Consider the following 15,564-nt stretch of genomic DNA (forward strand, 5'->3'; position numbering starts at 1 on the left):
CATCTGGGAGGTCCGCGGCCCGCGCCGGCACTTCGTCCACTCCAAGGTGATGGCCTGGGTGGCGGTGGACCGCACCATCAAGCTGCTGGAGCAGAACCCCGAGGACGCGCCCGCCGACGGCCACCTGGAGCGCTGGCGGGAGCTGCGCGACACCATCCACCGGGACGTCTGCGACAAGGGCTACGACCCGGGCCGCAACACCTTCACCCAGTACTACGGCGGCAAGGAGCTGGACGCCTCGCTGCTGCTGATCCCGCAGGTCGGGTTCCTGCCGCCGGACGACAAGCGGGTGATCGGCACGATCGAGGCGATCCAGCGCGAACTGTCCACCGAGGACGGCTTCGTCCTGCGCTACCCGACCCACGACGAGAGCGGCAACAACGTCGACGGCCTCTCCGGGCACGAGGGCGCCTTCCTCGCCTGCTCGTTCTGGCTGGCCGACGACCTGGCGATGATCGGCCGGGTGCAGGAGGCCCGCGAGCTGTTCGACAAGCTGCTCTCGCTGCGCAACGACCTCGGCCTGCTCGCCGAGGAGTGGGACCCGCGGCTCAAGCGCCAGGTCGGCAACTTCCCGCAGGCGTTCAGCCACGTCCCGCTGATCGACACCGCACTACGGCTGACCGCCTGCGGCGGCGCCTACCTCTCCGCCCAGCCGGACGGCTCCGCCGCCGACCGGGCGGCCGAGCAGGCCACCGTCTGAGCCGGCGTGCCCGGGGGCCGCGGGCCGTCCCCCGGGCGGGCGGCACCGGTGCGCGGTGGCGCCCGGTGGTGCCCGGCAGCCCGGTGGTGCCCGGCAGGGCTCAGTGGTGGCCCTGGACCAGTTCGTCGTAGGTGCTGAGGACCTGCGCCACGGTGGCGGCCTCGTCCGGCCAGGTCTCCGCCTGCTGCCGGCCGGCCGCCGCCAGCCGCGCGCGGCGCGCCGGGTCGGCCAGTAGCTCGCGCACGGCCCGGCCGAGCGCGACCGGATCGCCGGGCGGGACCAGCACCGCGGCGTCGCCGACCAGCTCGGGGATGCCGCCGACGGCGGTGGCGACCACCGGCACACCGGCCCGCATCGCCTCCTGCACCACCAGCGAGCGGGCCTCCCAGCGGCTGGAGACCACCAGCGCGTCGGCGGCGGCCAGCAGGTCGGGGACGTCGGTGCGGTGTCCGAGCAGGCGGACCGGCAGCTTCTCGGCGGCCGTCCGCTCCCGCAGCCCGGCGGCCTCCGGGCCGTCACCGGCGAGCAGGACCAGCGGCTCGGGGTCCAGCGCGGCGAACTCGCGGGTGGCGTCCAGCAGCAGCCCGAAGGCCTTCTGCGGGGCGAGCCGGCCGACCGCGAGGACCAGCGGACGGTCCGGACCGCCGCCGAGCAGCTCCGTCCGGACGGCGGCCCTCTCCCGCCGGACCTCGGGGGCCGGCGGGGCGGCGACCGGGCCGAGCCGGGCGTCGGTGGCGCCCAGCTCGCGGGCCCGGGCCACCAGGTCGGAGGAGGCGCCGAGGACGAGGTCGGCGGCGCGCGCCACCCGGCGTTCCATCAGCCGCTGGAGCCGCCGCTCCATGCCGGTGGCCAGCAGCGCGTGGTGCGAGGTGACCACCAGCGGCGTCTCCGGGCGCAGGCCCGGGAAGCGGCCGGCGGTGCGCAGCGCGAGGTCGGAGAGGAGCGCGGCCCGCAGGCCGTGGGCGTGCACCACGTCGGCGCCGGTGAAGGCACGGCGCAGTTCGCCGATCGCGTTGGCGTCGCTGCGGGCGCCCGCGGTGGGGGTGATGTCGACCAGGTGGAACCTGGCGCCGGTTCGGGAGAAGCCGAACAGCGCGTCCGTGCCGGCGGGGGCGCACACCGTGACGGTCACTCCGTGCGCGACCAGGCCCTGTGCCAGGGAGCGCACGTGCGCACCGATGCCGCCGGTACTGGCGGCCAGGACGAGCACCACCTGCAGCTGCCCCCGTTCGGGGCTGGCCGCGGTGGCCCGGGCGGCGGAATGGTCCACGTCGTCTCGCATCCGACTACTCGATCAGGTACGGGCGCCTGCGGCGAGGGTTTCCCGCCTGCGGCGCTCGGGACTGGAAGGCCAGTGTCCAGCCGCCACCATGCCAGGTCGGCGGCCCTCTTGGACAGTCGGCGCCCCCGGTGGGGCGCGTCGTGGCGGGCCCGCGCGGGCCCGCCGTCGGACCGGCCCGTCCGGGGAGCCCCGCCGCCCCGCCGGACCCGTCTCCCGGGGGTGGCGGGGCACGGGAACGGCGGGGCGGCGGGGGCCGTCCGGCGGGTCGGTCTAGCGGGGGCGGGGAGCCCGGGCGGCGGCCAGCAGTTCCTCGGCGTGCGCCCGGCCGAGCTCGGAGTCCTCCAGGCCGGCCAGCATCCGGGAGAGCTCGCGCACCCGTTCCTCGTCGCTCAGCACCTTGACGCCGCTGCGGGTCACCGTGCCGTCGTTGGTCTTCTCGACCACCAGGTGGCGATCGGCGAAGGCCGCCACCTGCGGCAAGTGGGTGACCACGACGACCTGCGCGCTCTCGGCCAGCTTGGCGAGCCGGCGGCCGATCTCGACCGCCGCCTTGCCGCCGACGCCCGCGTCCACCTCGTCGAAGAGGTAGGTGGGGACGGGGTCGGCCCCGGCGAAGACCACCTCGACGGCGAGCATCACCCGGGAGAGCTCACCGCCGGAGGCGCCCTTGGCGATCGGACGCGCCTGGGCGCCCGGGTGCGGGGCCAGCAGCACCTCGACCTCGTCCACGCCGTGCGGGCCGTAGGCGACCGTCCGGCCCTCGACCTCGATCCCGGACAGGTCGTCGACCTGGCTGATCGCGAAGGTCACCCGGGCGTGCGGCATGGCGAGTTCGGCGAGTTCCGCGGAGACGGCCCCGGCGAAGCGGCCGGCGGCGGCCTGGCGGGCGGCCGAGACCTCGGTCGCGAGGTCGGCGAGCTCGGCGCGCAGCGCGGTCTCCTGGGCGCCGAGCTCGTCGATGCGGTCGTCGTCGCCGTCGAGCTCGGCGAGCCGGCCGGCGCCGGCCTCGGCCCAGACGAGTACCTCGGCCAGGGAGTTCTCCGGGCCGCCGTACTTGCGCAGCAGCTGGGCCAGGACGGCCCGGCGGTCCTCGACACCCGCCAACCGGACGGGGTCGGCGTCCAGGTCGTCGGCGTAGCCGGCCAGGTCGCCGGCCACGTCGGCGAGCAGGTAGCCGACCTCGTCGAGCCGGTCGGCGAGGGCGGCGAGCCGCTCGTCGTGGTGGCGGACGGCGTCCAGGGCGCGGCGGGCCTGGGCGACCAGCGTGCCGGCGTCCAGCGCCTCCGGGTCGGCCGGGTCGCCGGCCAGCGAGGCGTGCGCGAGGGTGGCGGCGGAGGAGAGCGCATCGGCGTGGCCGAGCCGCTCGGCCTCGGCGGACAGCTCCGCGTCCTCCCCGGCGACCGGTTCGGCGGCAGCGACCTCGTCCAGCCCGAAGCGGAGCAGATCGGCCTCCTGGGCGCGCTCGCGGGCCCGGGTGGTCAGCTCCTCCAGGGTCGCGGAGACCTCGCGCAGCCGCCGGTAGACCTCGCGGTAGCGGGCCAGCGGCTCGGCGACGGTCCCGCCGGCGTACCGGTCCAGGGCGCCGCGCTGGCGGGCCGGGCGGAGCAGCCGCTGCTGGTCGGTCTGGCCGTGCACCGCGATCAGGTCCTCGCCGATCTCGGCGAGCAGGCCGACCGGGACGGCCCGGCCCCCGACGAAGGCGCGGGAGCGGCCCTCGGCGGAGACGGTCCGGCTGATCAGCAGCGCGCCGTCGTCGAGTTCCGCGCCGGCCTCCAGGGCCCGGGCCGCCGCCGGGGAGCCCTCGGGCAGTTCGAGGCGGCCCTCGACGACCGCGCGCCCGGCGCCGTTGCGCACCAGGCCCGGGTCGGCACGACCGCCGAGCAGCAGGCCGAGGCTGGTCACCACCATGGTCTTTCCGGCGCCGGTCTCGCCGGTCACGGCGGTGAAGCCGGGGGCGAGTTCGACCACCGCGTCGTCGATGACCCCAAGATCCCGTATCCGCATCTCGTCCAACACGGAGACGACCTTACGAGGTTCCGCACCCGGTGCGCGACGAGCGACAACGACGCGCGGCAACTCGATGCCCGGAAGTTCATCCGTTCCAGGGCGTTTACGTGGGGGTTTGGGTGGCGTTTCCCTGCGCGACACGCGCGGCGGACCCGGCGGCGGTCGGCACGGTGCACCAGGGCAGGAAGAACTGCGCGAGCGGGCCGATGGCCAGCGCGTACGCGACGGTGCCGACGCCGGCGGTGCCGCCCAGCAGGAGTCCTGCGGCCAGCACGGTCAGTTCGATCCCGGTGCGGAGCAGCCGCAGCGAGCGGCCGGTACGCCGGTGCAGGCCGGTCATCAGACCGTCGCGCGGGCCCGGGCCGAGCCGGGCACCGATGTAGAGGCCGGTGGCGACGCCGTTGAGGACGATCGCGCCGACCATCAGTGCGATCCGGGCCGCGAGAGGGCCGGGGCTGCCGGCGACGCGCAGGGTGAGGTCCATGGCGGCACCGATGACCAGCACGTTGGCGACCGTGCCGACGCCGGGGAGCTGGCGCATCGGGATCCAGAGCAGCAGCACCAGCGCGCCGCAGATGGTGACCCAGGCGCCGACGGAGAGGCCGACGGTGCGTTGCAGGCCCTGGTGGAAGACGTCCCAGGGGTCGAGGCCGAGCCCGGAGCGGAGCATCAGGCCCATGCTGGCGCCGTAGAGCACCAGGCCGACGAGGAGCTGTGGGAGGCGCCGGCCGAGCGCGTGGGTGTCCCCGAGCACCCGGACGGCGAGCCCGGGCCGTTCCGGGGCGGCCGTCGCGGTCGGCGACGCGGTGGTCGGCGACGCGGTGGTCGGGGGCGTGGTGGTGGTGGCCATGGAATCTCCGGCGGGTGGTGCTGCACGTCCGGGGGTGCCGCCCCGGCGGTGGCGGACCCGATGGCCGCCCTGTCATGATGGCCAGGCCAATAGCGCCCGCTCCAGGGCCAATCACGAGCAAGTGGACTGATGAGCCATGGCCGACTGGCAGACCACCGTCACTCCCCCGGCACTCGCCCGGCTGCTGGCCACCGCCCGGCTGCCCGAACCGGCCGGCGCCCGCCGGCCCGCGTACCGGACGCTCGCCGGCCAGGTCCGGCTCCTGGTCTCCGAGGGCCGCCTCCCGGTCGGCGCCCGGCTGCCGGCCGAGCGCGAGCTGGCCCTCGCCCTGCAGCTCAGCCGCACCACCGTCGCCACCGCGTACGAGGCCCTGCGGTCCGAGGGCTACCTGCACAGCCGGCGCGGCTCCGGCAGCTGGACCGCCCTGCCCGAAGGCGCGGCACCGCCCAGCGACGCCCTGCACCCGGTGCCGCCGGACGAGCAGGGCCGCACCCTGGACCTCGGGGTGGCCGCCCTGCCCGCCCCGCAGCCCTTCCTCTCCGAGGCCGCCGCGCGGGCCGTCGAGCAGCTGCCCGCGTACGCCGCCGGGCACGGCCACTACCCCACCGGCGTCCCGGTCCTGCGCGAGGCGGTGGCCCGCCGCTACACCGAGCGCGGACTGCCGACCACCCCCGACCAGATCCTGATCACCATCGGCGCGATGGGCGCCCTGCACCTGGTGCAGCGGGTGCTGATCGGCCGCGGCGACCGGGTCGCCGTGGAGGCGCCCAGCTACGCGCACACCCTCCAGGCGCTGCGGATCAACGAGGCCCGCCTGGTCCCCGTGCCCTACGCCTGGTCGGGCGCACCCCGCCGCGGAGCCTCGCGGACACCGGACCGGGCCGCGCCGGGCGGGATCCTCCGGGGCCGACCGGGCGGGTCACCACGGCCGGAGTGGGACCTCGCCGAGTGGCGCCGGGTGCTGAGCGGCGCCGCGCCCCGGGTCGCGTACGTGATCCCGGACTTCCACAACCCGACCGGCGCCCTGGTCGGCGAGGAGCAGCGGCGCGCACTGCTGGCCGCCGCCCGGACCGCCGGCACGGTGGTCCTGGTCGACGAGACCACCGCCGAACTCGGCTGGGGCGTCCCCGAGGGAACCGGGGTGCCCCGCCCGACCGCCGCACTGGACCGCTCCGCTCAGGTGGTCACGGTCGGCTCGGCCGGCAAGCTGCTCTGGGGCGGCCTGCGGATCGGCTGGGTGCGGGCCGCGCCCGCGATGATCCGCCGGCTGGCCACCGAGCGCGTCTACAGCGACGTCGGCGCCCCCGTGCTGGAGCAGCTGATCGCCGCCGAACTGCTCGGCGAGCAGCAGCTGCCGGCCGTCCGCGCCCACCAGCTGACCCGGCTGCGGGACACCGCCGAGGCACTCACCACCGCGCTGGGCGAGCACCTGCCGCAGTGGCGGTTCGCCGTCCCGCCCGGCGGCCTGGCGTTCTGGGTCTCCACCGGCACGCTCTCCGGCGCGGCCCTGGCCCGGGCCGGCGAGCACGGCGGCGTCCGGATCGCGGCCGGCAACCGGTTCGGCTCCGACGGGGCCTTCGAGCACCACATCCGGATCCCGCTCACCGTGCCGGCCGCCGCCGTGCCCGACGCCGTACGACGGCTCGCCGCCGTCGCCGCCCGGGCCGCCGACGGCGGTCGCTGGCACGGCGCCGACGAGAGCCACCCCCTGGCGGTCTGACGCCTCCTCAGACCCGCCGGACCGTCAGCCGGTGTCGGCCCGGCCGCGCCAACCCGTCACCGGGAGGGCGAACTTGGCCACCAGTCGATCGGTGAACGGCGCCCGGTGCAGCCTGGCCAGCCGCACCGGCGTCTGCCCGCGACGGACCTCCACCCGGGCGCCGGCCGGCAGTTCCACGGAACGCCGGCCGTCGCACCAGAGCACCCCGTGCGGCGTCTTGGGCTGCACCTCCACCGCCAGCACCGAGTCCGGCGAGGTCACCAGCGGACGGGCGAACAGCGCGTGCGCACTGATCGGCACCATCAGCAGCGCCTCCACCTCCGGCCAGACCACCGGCCCGCCACCGGAGAACGCGTACGCGGTCGAACCGGTCGGGGTCGCACAGACCACCCCGTCGCAACCGAAGTTGGAGACCGGGCGGCCGTCCACCTCGGTCACCACCTCCAGCATCCGCTCCCGGGCCGCCTTCTCGATCGACGCCTCGTTCAACGCCCAGTCGTGGTGCACCACATCGCCGTTGGTCCGGACGATCACGTCGAGCGTCATCCGCTCCTCGACCTCGTAGTCGGCGTCCACCACCCGCTCGACCACCACCGCCAGGTCGTCCCGCTCCGCCTCCGCGAGGAAGCCCACCCGGCCCAGGTTGATGCCGAGCATCGGCAACCCGTGCTCGCGCGCCAGCTCCGCGCCGCGCAGCAGCGTGCCGTCCCCGCCCGCGACCAGGATCAGCTCGCAGCCGTCCGCCGCGCCGGGCCCCCCGGCCACCCGCTCCACGCCGTCCGGAAGGTCCAGGTCGACCGCCTCGGCGGCCAGCAGCCTGATCCGGATCCCCGCCTTCAGCAGGCCGTGCACCAGGCCCTCGACACTGCGCAACGCCGTCTCGCGGCCGGTGTGCGCGATCAAGAACACCGTACGTTCGTCACTCATGCCCGCTGCCCTCTCCCTACGCCGCCGGGCCGCCCTCGGCCCGGTACGGCCGCGCCACCCAGCATGACGGACCGGACGTCCGCAGAGCAGCCTATCGGGGGCCTTCGGCGACGGCCCGGTCCGCCTCCGCCGGGTCCAGCTGCGGCGCGTCCCGGCGCAGCCAGAGGAAGTACTCGACATTTCCGGACGGGCCGGGCAGCGGACTCGCGGTGACCGCCCGCACGCCCAGCCCCTGGGCCCACGCCTGCCCGGCGACCTGGCGCACCATCTCGGCGCGCAGCTGCGGGCTGCGCACCACCCCGCCGCTGCCGAGGCGCTCCTTGCCGATCTCGAACTGCGGCTTGACCATCAGCACCAGGTCCGCGTCCGCGGCGGCGCAGCCCGCCAGGGCCGGCAGCACCAGGCCCAGCGAGATGAAGGAGAGGTCGCCGACCACCAGGTCGACCGGGGTGCCGCCGATCAGCTCCGGGGTCAGCTCGCGTACGTTGGTGCGGTCCATCACGGTGACCCGCTCGTCGCTCTGCAGCGACCAGGCCAGCTGTCCGTAGCCGACGTCCACCGCCAGCACGTGGGCGGCCCCGGCCCGCAGCAGGACGTCGGTGAAGCCGCCGGTGGACGCGCCCGCGTCCAGCGCGCGCCGGCCCTCGACGACCAGGCCCTGCGGCACGAACGCCGCGAACGCCCCGGCGAGCTTGTGGCCGCCGCGCGAGACGTAGTCGGGATCGTTCTCGTCCTCGGCCACCACGACCGCCGCCGAGGTCTCCACCTGCGTGGCCGGCTTGGTCGCGGTGCTGCCGCCGATGGTCACCCGGCCGGCCGCGATCAGCTCGGAGGCGTGCTCCCGCGACCGGGCCAGCTTGCGGCGGACCAGCTCCGCGTCGAGTCGGCGTCGTGCCACTGCCACTGGTGTTTCAGCTCCTACAGGTGGTTCGTTGCCCGGTCAGTCCCGGTCGAGGGCGGCCAGCGTGTCGGCGAGCCGCTGGTGAACATCTTCGTACACCGGGACGTGCGCGTCGGTCGGCACCCCGTCCAACGCCTCCAGCCGGGCCGTGCCGGCGTCCACCGCCGGATGGCCGGTGGGGGTCAGCTCGACGCCGAGCGGCAGCGGCTCCTCGGCGAGCAGCGCGGGGGAGGGCCCGGACGCGGGCACCGAGCCGTGGACGGGGTCGGGGCCGGGCTCAGGCATCGGGCTTCTTCGTGGTGGTGGTCCGGCGGACGGTGGTCTTCCTCGTCGCGGTCCGCTTGACGGGCGGCTCCTGCCCGGTGGGCTGCTTCGCCTCCCGTGGCGGCGCCTTCCTCGCGGTCGCGGTCTTCTTGACCGCCGTCTTCTTCACCGGGGCCTTCTTGGCGGCGGCCTTCTTCGCAGCAGGCTTCCCGTCTGCGTCCCCGGCACCGGCTGCCGTGACCGGCCCGGCCGCCGTCTTCTTCGCCGCCTTCTTGGCGGCGGCCTTCTTCGCGGTCGCCCTCGTCACGGCGGGCTTCTCCACCGTGCTCCGGTCGGCCGCGGACGCTCCGGCCGCGGTCTTCCCCGCCGCACCCTGAGCCGGCTCCTCCGCCGCGCCCCCGGCCGACGGCCCCGCAACCGCCGTCCCGTTCGGCGGCACCGGCGGGTCGACCTCCACCGGCTCGTCGACCTCTATCCGCTCGGACGTCGCCGACCCGTCCGCCGCAGCCGCGACACCCGCGCCCGGAGGCTCCTCCTCCCAACCGTTCTCGAACAGCCCGCCGGCCCGGGGCGCGGGCGCCGGTCCGGGCTCGGCCGACCGGGGCCCGCCGTCCTCCTCGACCTCGCGCAGCTTGCTCTCCAGGTAGGCCAGCACGACACCGACCTTGGTCACCTGGTCGCCGACCCTCTCGAAGACCTTCTCCACCTCGCCGCGCGCCACGCCGACCGCCAGGTCCACCCCGGCCCGCCCGGCGGTCACCGCCTCGCCCGCCAGCGTCTGCAGGGACCGCGCCGACGGCGGGAACTGCTCGTTCAGCCGGCGCTCCACGTCGGTGACGTCGATCCCGCCCTTCTCCAGCAGACCGGCCGCCGTCCCGAGGACCCGCTTGCCGACCTCCTCCACCAGTACGGCGGCGGCCTCCACCGCTTCTCGCACCGTCTTCGGCAGCATCCGGGTGCCTCCCATTCGCCTGCACGCATCGCGTCGACGCCGTCGGTGCCCGGGCGAATCCGGGCATCCCACCGACGACGCTACCGCCAAAACCCTCCTGCGGTACCGTGGCCGCCAGTCACCCGCCGCCGAGCACGGCCCGTACAGGGGAGTGGACCCGCCGCCATGGCCAACGCCGAGGAGTGCCGCGAGGCGCTCGAACAGCTCAGCCGGAACATCGCCAAGTCCAACGGCGACGTCCGCAAGGCCGCCGAACTGGACCGCTCGCTGAGCTGCCGGATCACCGACCTCGACCTGACCTTCACCGGCCGGCTGCGCGACGGCAGCATCCAGGACCTCGGGCACGCGCCCGGAGCCCCCACCGAAAAAGCCGACATACGACTCACCATGTCGAGCGACGACCTGGTCGCGGTGGTCGGCGGACGCCTCGGTTTCGCCTCCGCCTGGGCGGGCGGCCGGATCAAGCTGGAAGCCGGCTTCCGCGACCTCCTGCGGCTGCGCACCCTGCTCTGACCCCGGCCGGACCGGGTCCGGACCGACGCTGCGGTCCGGACCCGGCGGGCACCGGCTCAGAACCCCAGCTCGGCCAGCGCCTTCCGCCCGTCCACCGGCTCGCCGGCCGCGTCCAGCGACGTCCACGCCGCCGCGCAGAGCGCCCGCAGCCCGTCCCAGCGGTCCGCCCCGTCGCCCTCCAGACGCAGCACGCCGTCCTCGGCCACCGCGACCCAGCCGCCGCAGCCGAAACCGCCGCCGGCCACCGCGTCCACCGGCGCATGCGCGGTCAGCAGCCCGCGCAGGTCCTCCGCCAGGTAGGTCGGCCGGTGCTCGACCGGCGCCGCCAGCAGCTGCCCGGCCGTGGTCACCCCCGTGAACACCAGCAGGCTGTCCACCCCGCCGTTGAAGGCGCCCTCGATGTCGGTGTCCAGCCGGTCCCCGACCACCAACGGCCGCTTCGCGCCCGTCCGCAGCACCGTCTCCCGGTGCATCGGCGGCAGCGGCTTACCCGCCACCTCCGGCTCCACACCGGTCGCCGCACGCACCGCCGCGACCAGCATCCCGTTGCCCGGCGCGATCCCGCGCGCGGTCGGCACCGTGACGTCCGTGTTGGACGCCACCCACGGCAGCCCGGACTGCACCGCGTACGAGGCCTCCGCCAGGTGCGTCCAGCCCACCGAGGCGTCGAAGCCCTGGACGACCGCCTGCGGCTCCTCGGCCAGCGTCCGGACAGCCACCAGGCCGCGCTCGGCCAACGCCTCCTCCAGCCCCAGACCGCCCACCAGCAGGACCTTCGCCCCGGCCGGCAGCTTCTCCGCGAGCACCCGGGCCGCCGCCTGGGCGGAGTTGATCACGTCCTCCGGTTCGGCCGGCACCCCCAGCTCGGTCAGGTGCGCCGCCACCACCCGGGGCGGACGGGACGCGTTGTTGGTCACGTACGCCAACCGCATCCCCGTCTCCCGGGCGACCGCCAGCGAGTCCACGGCGTGGTCGATCGCGTTCGGCCCGGCGTACACCACACCGTCGAGGTCCAGCAGTGCCGTGTCGTACGCCTCGGTCAAGGGCAGCTCGCTGCCGCCCGGGGCGCTCCGTCGTACGGTGGTGGCCGTCTCGGTCATGCCTGCTCTACCTCACTCATCGCGTCGGTCGTACTCGTCGGTCGGGCGCGTCACACCGGACTCACTCGGCACGCCGGTCCCGCTCATCGGTCGGTTCCCGGCTCTCCCTGGTTCCCGGCTCCTGCGCGGACGCCCGGTTACCGGCCGCCTCCGCGGGCTCCGACGGGCCGTCGGAGCCGCGCGGCGGCTCCAGATAGCCCGGCGCCCCCGGCACCAGCGGGCCGAACGCCCCGGCCCGGGCGGCCAGGGTCGCCCGGGTCTGCCGCAGTGCGGCCCGGTAGTGGTCGGTGTCCGGCCGCATCGCCACGGCCAGCGAGAGGTGCTCGGCGGAGGTCTCGAAGTCCCCGAGCCTCGCCGCCGCCACCCCCCAGCCGAACTGAGCGTAGTCGTCCGAGGGATCGGCCAGGGCCACGGCCCGGAAGTTCTCCAGCGCCGCCGCGTACGACCCGGCGTCGAACTGCGCCCGGGCCAGCATCTCCCGGATGCTGCGCGAGCCCGGCTCCGCGGCGGCCGCCCGGGTCAACAACTGCTCGGCCGCCGCCGGGTTGCCCTGTGCGAGGAGCTTCCCGCCCCGGCGGAACCACTCGTAGACGTCCCCGGCCGGCTCCCCCGGCCGCCCCTGCTGCTCCGGCAGGCCCCCGCCTCCGGCGGCCCCGTCGACCCGCTCGTTGCGATCGTTCACACCGAACCTCGCCCTCGGTCACGACACCCGCCCACCGGACCGGCACGGGTGTTCCGATCTCTGAACAACGCGTACCCGATTACGATGCCCAGAATGAGCTCACCCAGTGCAGAAAGCGGAGCGGAGTCTCCGCAGGGCGGCCCCGGCAATCCCGGACACGTCGCCACCGCCGGTCTGTCCCTGTCCCCCTTCCGCGGCCTGAGGTACGACCCCGACCGGGTCGGCGCACTGGCCGCCGTGACCTCACCGCCGTACGACGTCGTCGACCCCGGCCGCCGGCTCGACCTGGAGACCGCCGACCCGCACAACGTGGTCCGGCTGATCCTGCCGAGACCCGAGCCCGACGACACCGGGGACCGCCCCGACCGCGACACCCGCTACCGGCACGCCGCCCGGCTGCTGCGCGAGTGGCAACGCGAGGGCGTCCTGGCCGCCGACCCCGAGCCGGCGCTCTACGTCTACGAGCAGCGGGTACCCGCCGGCGACGACACCCCCGAGCTGCTGCAGCGCGGCCTGATCGGCGCCCTCGCGGTGAGCGGCAGCGAGGCCGGCGTGGTCCTCCCGCACGAGGACGTGATGCCCCGCCCGGTCGCCGACCGCGTCGGGCTGATGCGCACCACCCGGGCCAACCTCGAACCGCTGCTGCTCACCTACCGCGGCGACGGCCGGGCGGCCGGAGTGGTCGAACGAGCCGTCCTGGGCGGCCCCGTGCTCACCACGACCACCTCCGACGGCACCCACCACCGGCTCTGGGCCGTCACCGACCCCGCCGAGATCGCCGAGATCACCCGCGACCTGGCCACCTGCCGGGCGCTGATCGCCGACGGCCACCACCGCTGGGAGATGTACCTGCGGCTCCAGCGCGAGCACCGCCACCTCCCGCGCAGCCCCTGGGACCGCGGTCTGGTCCTGCTGGTCGACACCGCCCGCTACCCCCTGCGGGTCCGGGCGATCCACCGGGTGCTGTACCGCCTTCCGGTGGCCGAGGCCCTGGAGAAGCTCGGCGACCAGTGGCAGGTCAAGGAGATCCCCGGCCCGCTCGACACCGCGCTGCAGGCCCTGGCCGAGCAGAAGCAACACGGCGGCAGCGGCTTCGTGCTCACCGGCGGGGACGGCGTCTACTGGCTGGTCGGCGAGCCCGACGAGGCCCTGCTCGACGCCACCGTGCCGCAGGACAAGCCCGAGGAGTGGCGCCACCTGGACGCGACCGTCCTGCACGCCACCCTGCTCGACCACACCTGGCGGGTCCCCGACGGGCCTGACGACATCGGCTACCTGCACACCGCCACCGCCGCCGAACGCGAGGCCGCCCGCAGCGGCGGTACCGCCGTGCTGCTGCACCCGGTGCGCGAGAGCGTGGTCCGCCGGCTCGCCGAGCAGGGCGTCACCATGCCCCGCAAGTCCACGTCCTTCGGCCCGAAACCGGCCACCGGGCTGGTACTGCGCAACCTCGAACTGGGCTGAGCCCCGGGAGCGGAAGTCACCGGAAAGCAGTGAGGCCCTGCCGCACCCCGGGAAATCCCGGGGTGCGGCAGGGCCTCACTCGGTCCTACGGCATCCGCTGCCGACTACTTGGCGTCCTCGGCCCGCTCCGGCACGACGCCGTCGAAGTCCTCGTCGATCTCAAGGTCGTCGTCGTCGTAGAACTCCTCGACGTCCTCCTCGTCCTCGAAGATCTCGCGCTCGTCCGTCGAACCGCCGCTGCTCTTGGCCTTCGCCACGGGCTTGTCGGCCGGCTCGTCGTCGTCCGCCAGCTCCGGGTCGAGCGCGTCCACGAACTCCAGGCCGTCGATCTCGGCCAAACGCTCGGCGGCGTTGGTCGAACCCTCGGTGTCGGCCTCGGTCGCCTTGACGAACCAGTCGCGCGCCTCGTCGGCACGATCGGCCGCGATCAGCGCCTCGGCGTACGCGTACCGCAGTCGCGCGGTCCACGGGTGCACGGCGCTGGAGGCCAGCTCCGGGCTCTGCAGGGTGACGACGGCGGCGTCGAACTGCCCCATGTCACTGCGCGCACCGGCCGAGACCAGACGCATCTCGACCTGGCCCGCCTTGTCCAGCTGCTTGACCTCGGGCTCGCCGGCCATCGCCAGCGCCCGCTCCGGGCGGCCCAGACCGCGCTCGCAGTCAGCCATCACCGGCCACAGGTCGGCACGGCCGGTCATCCGGCGGGCGGCGCGGAACTCGGTCAGCGCCTCCGAGTAACGCTGGGTCATGTACGAGGCGAAGCCGGCGGCCTCACGGACGGCGGGGACGCGGGAGGCGAGCCGCAGCGCGACGCGCGAGTACTGGTAGGCCTCCTCCGGCTCGCTGTCGAGCAGGCGGGCGACCATCACCAGGTTGCGGGCGACATCGTCGGCGAGCGTCTTGGGCAGGCTCTTGAGCTCCTGGCGGACGTCCCCGTCCAGCTCGAAGCCGGTGACGTCCTCCGGGATCGGCAGGCGCTTGACGGGCTCGTAGTTGCCGCGGCGGTCGTCCTGGTCACGGCCGTAGCCGCCGCCGGACGGGCGGTCGTCACGGCCGCGGTAGCCACCCCGGTCGCCGCCGCGGTCGTCGCGGCCACGGAAGCCGCCGCCGCTACCACCGGACGGACGGTCGTCACGACGGAAACCGCCGCGGTCGCCACCACGGTCGTCACGGTCACGACCGAAACCACCGGACGGGCGGTCGTCACGACGCGGACGGTCGTCACGGTCGTCACGACGGAAGCCCGACGGGCGGTCGTCACGACGGAAGCCGCCGCTGCTGCCGCCGGAGGGGCGGTCATCGCGACGGAAGCCGCTGCCGCTGCCGCCGGACGGGCGGTCGTCACGGCCACGGTAACCGCCGCCACTGCCACCACGGTCGTCACGGTCACGACCGAAACCACCGGACGGACGGTCGTCACGACGGAACCCACCGCCACTGCCACCCGACGGGCGGTCGTCACGGTCACGACCAAAGCCGCCGGAGGGGCGGTCGTCACGACGGAAGCCGCCGCCACTGCCACCACGGTCGTCACGGTCACGACCGAAACCACCGGACGGACGGTCATCGCGGCCACGGTAACCGCCACCGCTACCACCCGAGGGGCGGTCATCACGGCCACGGAAGCCGCCGCCACTGCCACCACGGTCGTCACGGTCACGACCGAAACCACCCGAGGGACGGTCATCGCGGCCACGGTAACCGCCTCCGCTGCCACTGGAGGGGCGGTCGTCACGACGGAAGCCGCCGCGGTCGCCGCCACGGTCGTCACGGTCACGACCGAAACCACCGGACGGACGGTCATCGCGGCCACGGTAACCGCCGCCGCTGCCACCGGAGGGGCGGTCGTCACGGCCACGGAAGCCGCCACCGCTACCACCCGAGGGGCGGTCGTCACGGCCACGGTAACCGCCACCGCTACCACCCGAGGGGCGGTCGTCACGACGGAAGCCGCCGCCGCTACCACCGGACGGGCGGTCGTCACGGCCACGGAAGCCGCCACCGCTACCACCCGAGGGGCGGTCGTCACGGCCACGGAAGCCGCCACCGCTACCACCGGACGGGCGGTCGTCACGACGGAAGCCGCCGCGGTCGCCGCCACGGTCGTCACGGTCACGACCGAAACCACCGGACGGACGGTCATCGCGGCCACGGTAACCGCCACCGCTACCACCCGAGGGGCGGTCGTCACGGCCACGGAAG

General features: G+C 75.2%; 15 protein-coding genes. 4 read left to right on the plus strand and 11 right to left on the minus strand.

Annotated features, from left to right (window positions below):
- A partial coding sequence (locus PUR61_RS00430; protein WP_329874422.1) for a glycoside hydrolase family 15 protein occupies positions 1–700 on the plus strand: 700 nt, incomplete at its 5' end.
- Positions 701–800: 100 nt separating this feature from the next.
- Here the strand turns inward: PUR61_RS00430 and PUR61_RS00435 are convergent.
- The 3 genes from PUR61_RS00435 to yczE form a co-directional block, all read right to left on the minus strand.
- Positions 801–1,982 (minus strand): glycosyltransferase family 4 protein, encoded by a 1,182-nt coding sequence (locus tag PUR61_RS00435; protein WP_329874424.1) that lies wholly within the window; start codon positions 1,980–1,982, stop codon positions 801–803.
- Between the two features lie 270 nt (positions 1,983–2,252).
- Positions 2,253–3,986, minus strand: coding sequence for a DNA repair protein RecN (recN, locus tag PUR61_RS00440; protein ID WP_329874444.1), 1,734 nt, complete (start codon positions 3,984–3,986; stop codon positions 2,253–2,255).
- 106 nt (positions 3,987–4,092) lie between these two features.
- Entirely contained in the window at positions 4,093–4,839 is a 747-nt protein-coding gene (yczE, locus tag PUR61_RS00445) for a membrane protein YczE (protein ID WP_443035092.1), read from the minus strand.
- A 136-nt stretch (positions 4,840–4,975) separates the two neighbouring features.
- Between yczE and PUR61_RS00450 the strand changes: the two genes are divergently transcribed.
- Positions 4,976–6,559, plus strand: coding sequence for a MocR-like transcription factor YczR (locus tag PUR61_RS00450; RefSeq protein ID WP_329874426.1), 1,584 nt, complete (start codon positions 4,976–4,978; stop codon positions 6,557–6,559).
- Between the two features lie 24 nt (positions 6,560–6,583).
- On the opposite strand, the gene PUR61_RS00455 is transcribed toward PUR61_RS00450, so the two are convergent.
- The 4 genes from PUR61_RS00455 to PUR61_RS00470 form a co-directional block, all read right to left on the minus strand.
- Positions 6,584–7,486: an NAD kinase gene (locus tag PUR61_RS00455; protein ID WP_329874428.1), complete on the minus strand. Its 903-nt coding sequence runs from the start codon at positions 7,484–7,486 to the stop codon at positions 6,584–6,586.
- Positions 7,487–7,577: 91 nt separating this feature from the next.
- On the minus strand, positions 7,578–8,384 hold the full coding sequence (locus tag PUR61_RS00460) for a TlyA family RNA methyltransferase (RefSeq protein ID WP_329874448.1): 807 nt from the start codon (positions 8,382–8,384) through the stop codon (positions 7,578–7,580).
- Between the two features lie 42 nt (positions 8,385–8,426).
- A complete protein-coding gene (locus tag PUR61_RS00465; protein ID WP_329874431.1) occupies positions 8,427–8,672 on the minus strand; it encodes a hypothetical protein in 246 nt (81 codons plus the stop codon).
- Positions 8,665–9,603, minus strand: a complete 939-nt coding sequence (locus tag PUR61_RS00470) for a hypothetical protein (RefSeq protein ID WP_329874433.1) — start codon at positions 9,601–9,603, stop codon at positions 8,665–8,667. The genes PUR61_RS00465 and PUR61_RS00470 overlap by 8 nt, the downstream gene beginning before the upstream one ends.
- Positions 9,604–9,768: 165 nt before the next feature.
- Here PUR61_RS00470 and PUR61_RS00475 point away from each other — a divergent pair, with 165 nt between their 5' ends.
- Positions 9,769–10,116, plus strand: coding sequence for an alkyl sulfatase C-terminal domain-containing protein (locus PUR61_RS00475; protein WP_329874435.1), 348 nt, complete (start codon positions 9,769–9,771; stop codon positions 10,114–10,116).
- Between the two features lie 56 nt (positions 10,117–10,172).
- Here PUR61_RS00475 and PUR61_RS00480 read toward each other — a convergent pair whose 3' ends face one another.
- Entirely contained in the window at positions 10,173–11,216 is a 1,044-nt protein-coding gene (locus tag PUR61_RS00480; protein WP_329874438.1) for an HAD-IIA family hydrolase, read from the minus strand.
- Positions 11,217–11,277: 61 nt separating this feature from the next.
- A complete protein-coding gene (locus PUR61_RS00485; protein ID WP_329874440.1) occupies positions 11,278–11,898 on the minus strand; it encodes a tetratricopeptide repeat protein in 621 nt (206 codons plus the stop codon).
- Between the two features lie 93 nt (positions 11,899–11,991).
- Between PUR61_RS00485 and PUR61_RS00490 the strand changes: the two genes are divergently transcribed.
- Positions 11,992–13,362, plus strand: coding sequence for a DUF1015 domain-containing protein (locus PUR61_RS00490; protein ID WP_329874442.1), 1,371 nt, complete (start codon positions 11,992–11,994; stop codon positions 13,360–13,362).
- A gap of 104 nt (positions 13,363–13,466) precedes the next feature.
- Here PUR61_RS00490 and PUR61_RS00495 read toward each other — a convergent pair whose 3' ends face one another.
- Both PUR61_RS00495 and PUR61_RS00500 read right to left on the minus strand, forming a co-directional pair.
- Positions 13,467–14,336: a hypothetical protein gene (locus tag PUR61_RS00495; protein WP_329874450.1), complete on the minus strand. Its 870-nt coding sequence runs from the start codon at positions 14,334–14,336 to the stop codon at positions 13,467–13,469.
- The coding region (locus PUR61_RS00500) for a hypothetical protein (RefSeq protein WP_329874452.1) at positions 14,228–15,564 on the minus strand (1,337 nt) is incomplete at its 5' end. The genes PUR61_RS00495 and PUR61_RS00500, both read right to left, overlap by 109 nt.

Source organism: Streptomyces sp. BE20 (assembly GCF_036322525.1).
Classification (GTDB): domain Bacteria; phylum Actinomycetota; class Actinomycetes; order Streptomycetales; family Streptomycetaceae; genus Kitasatospora.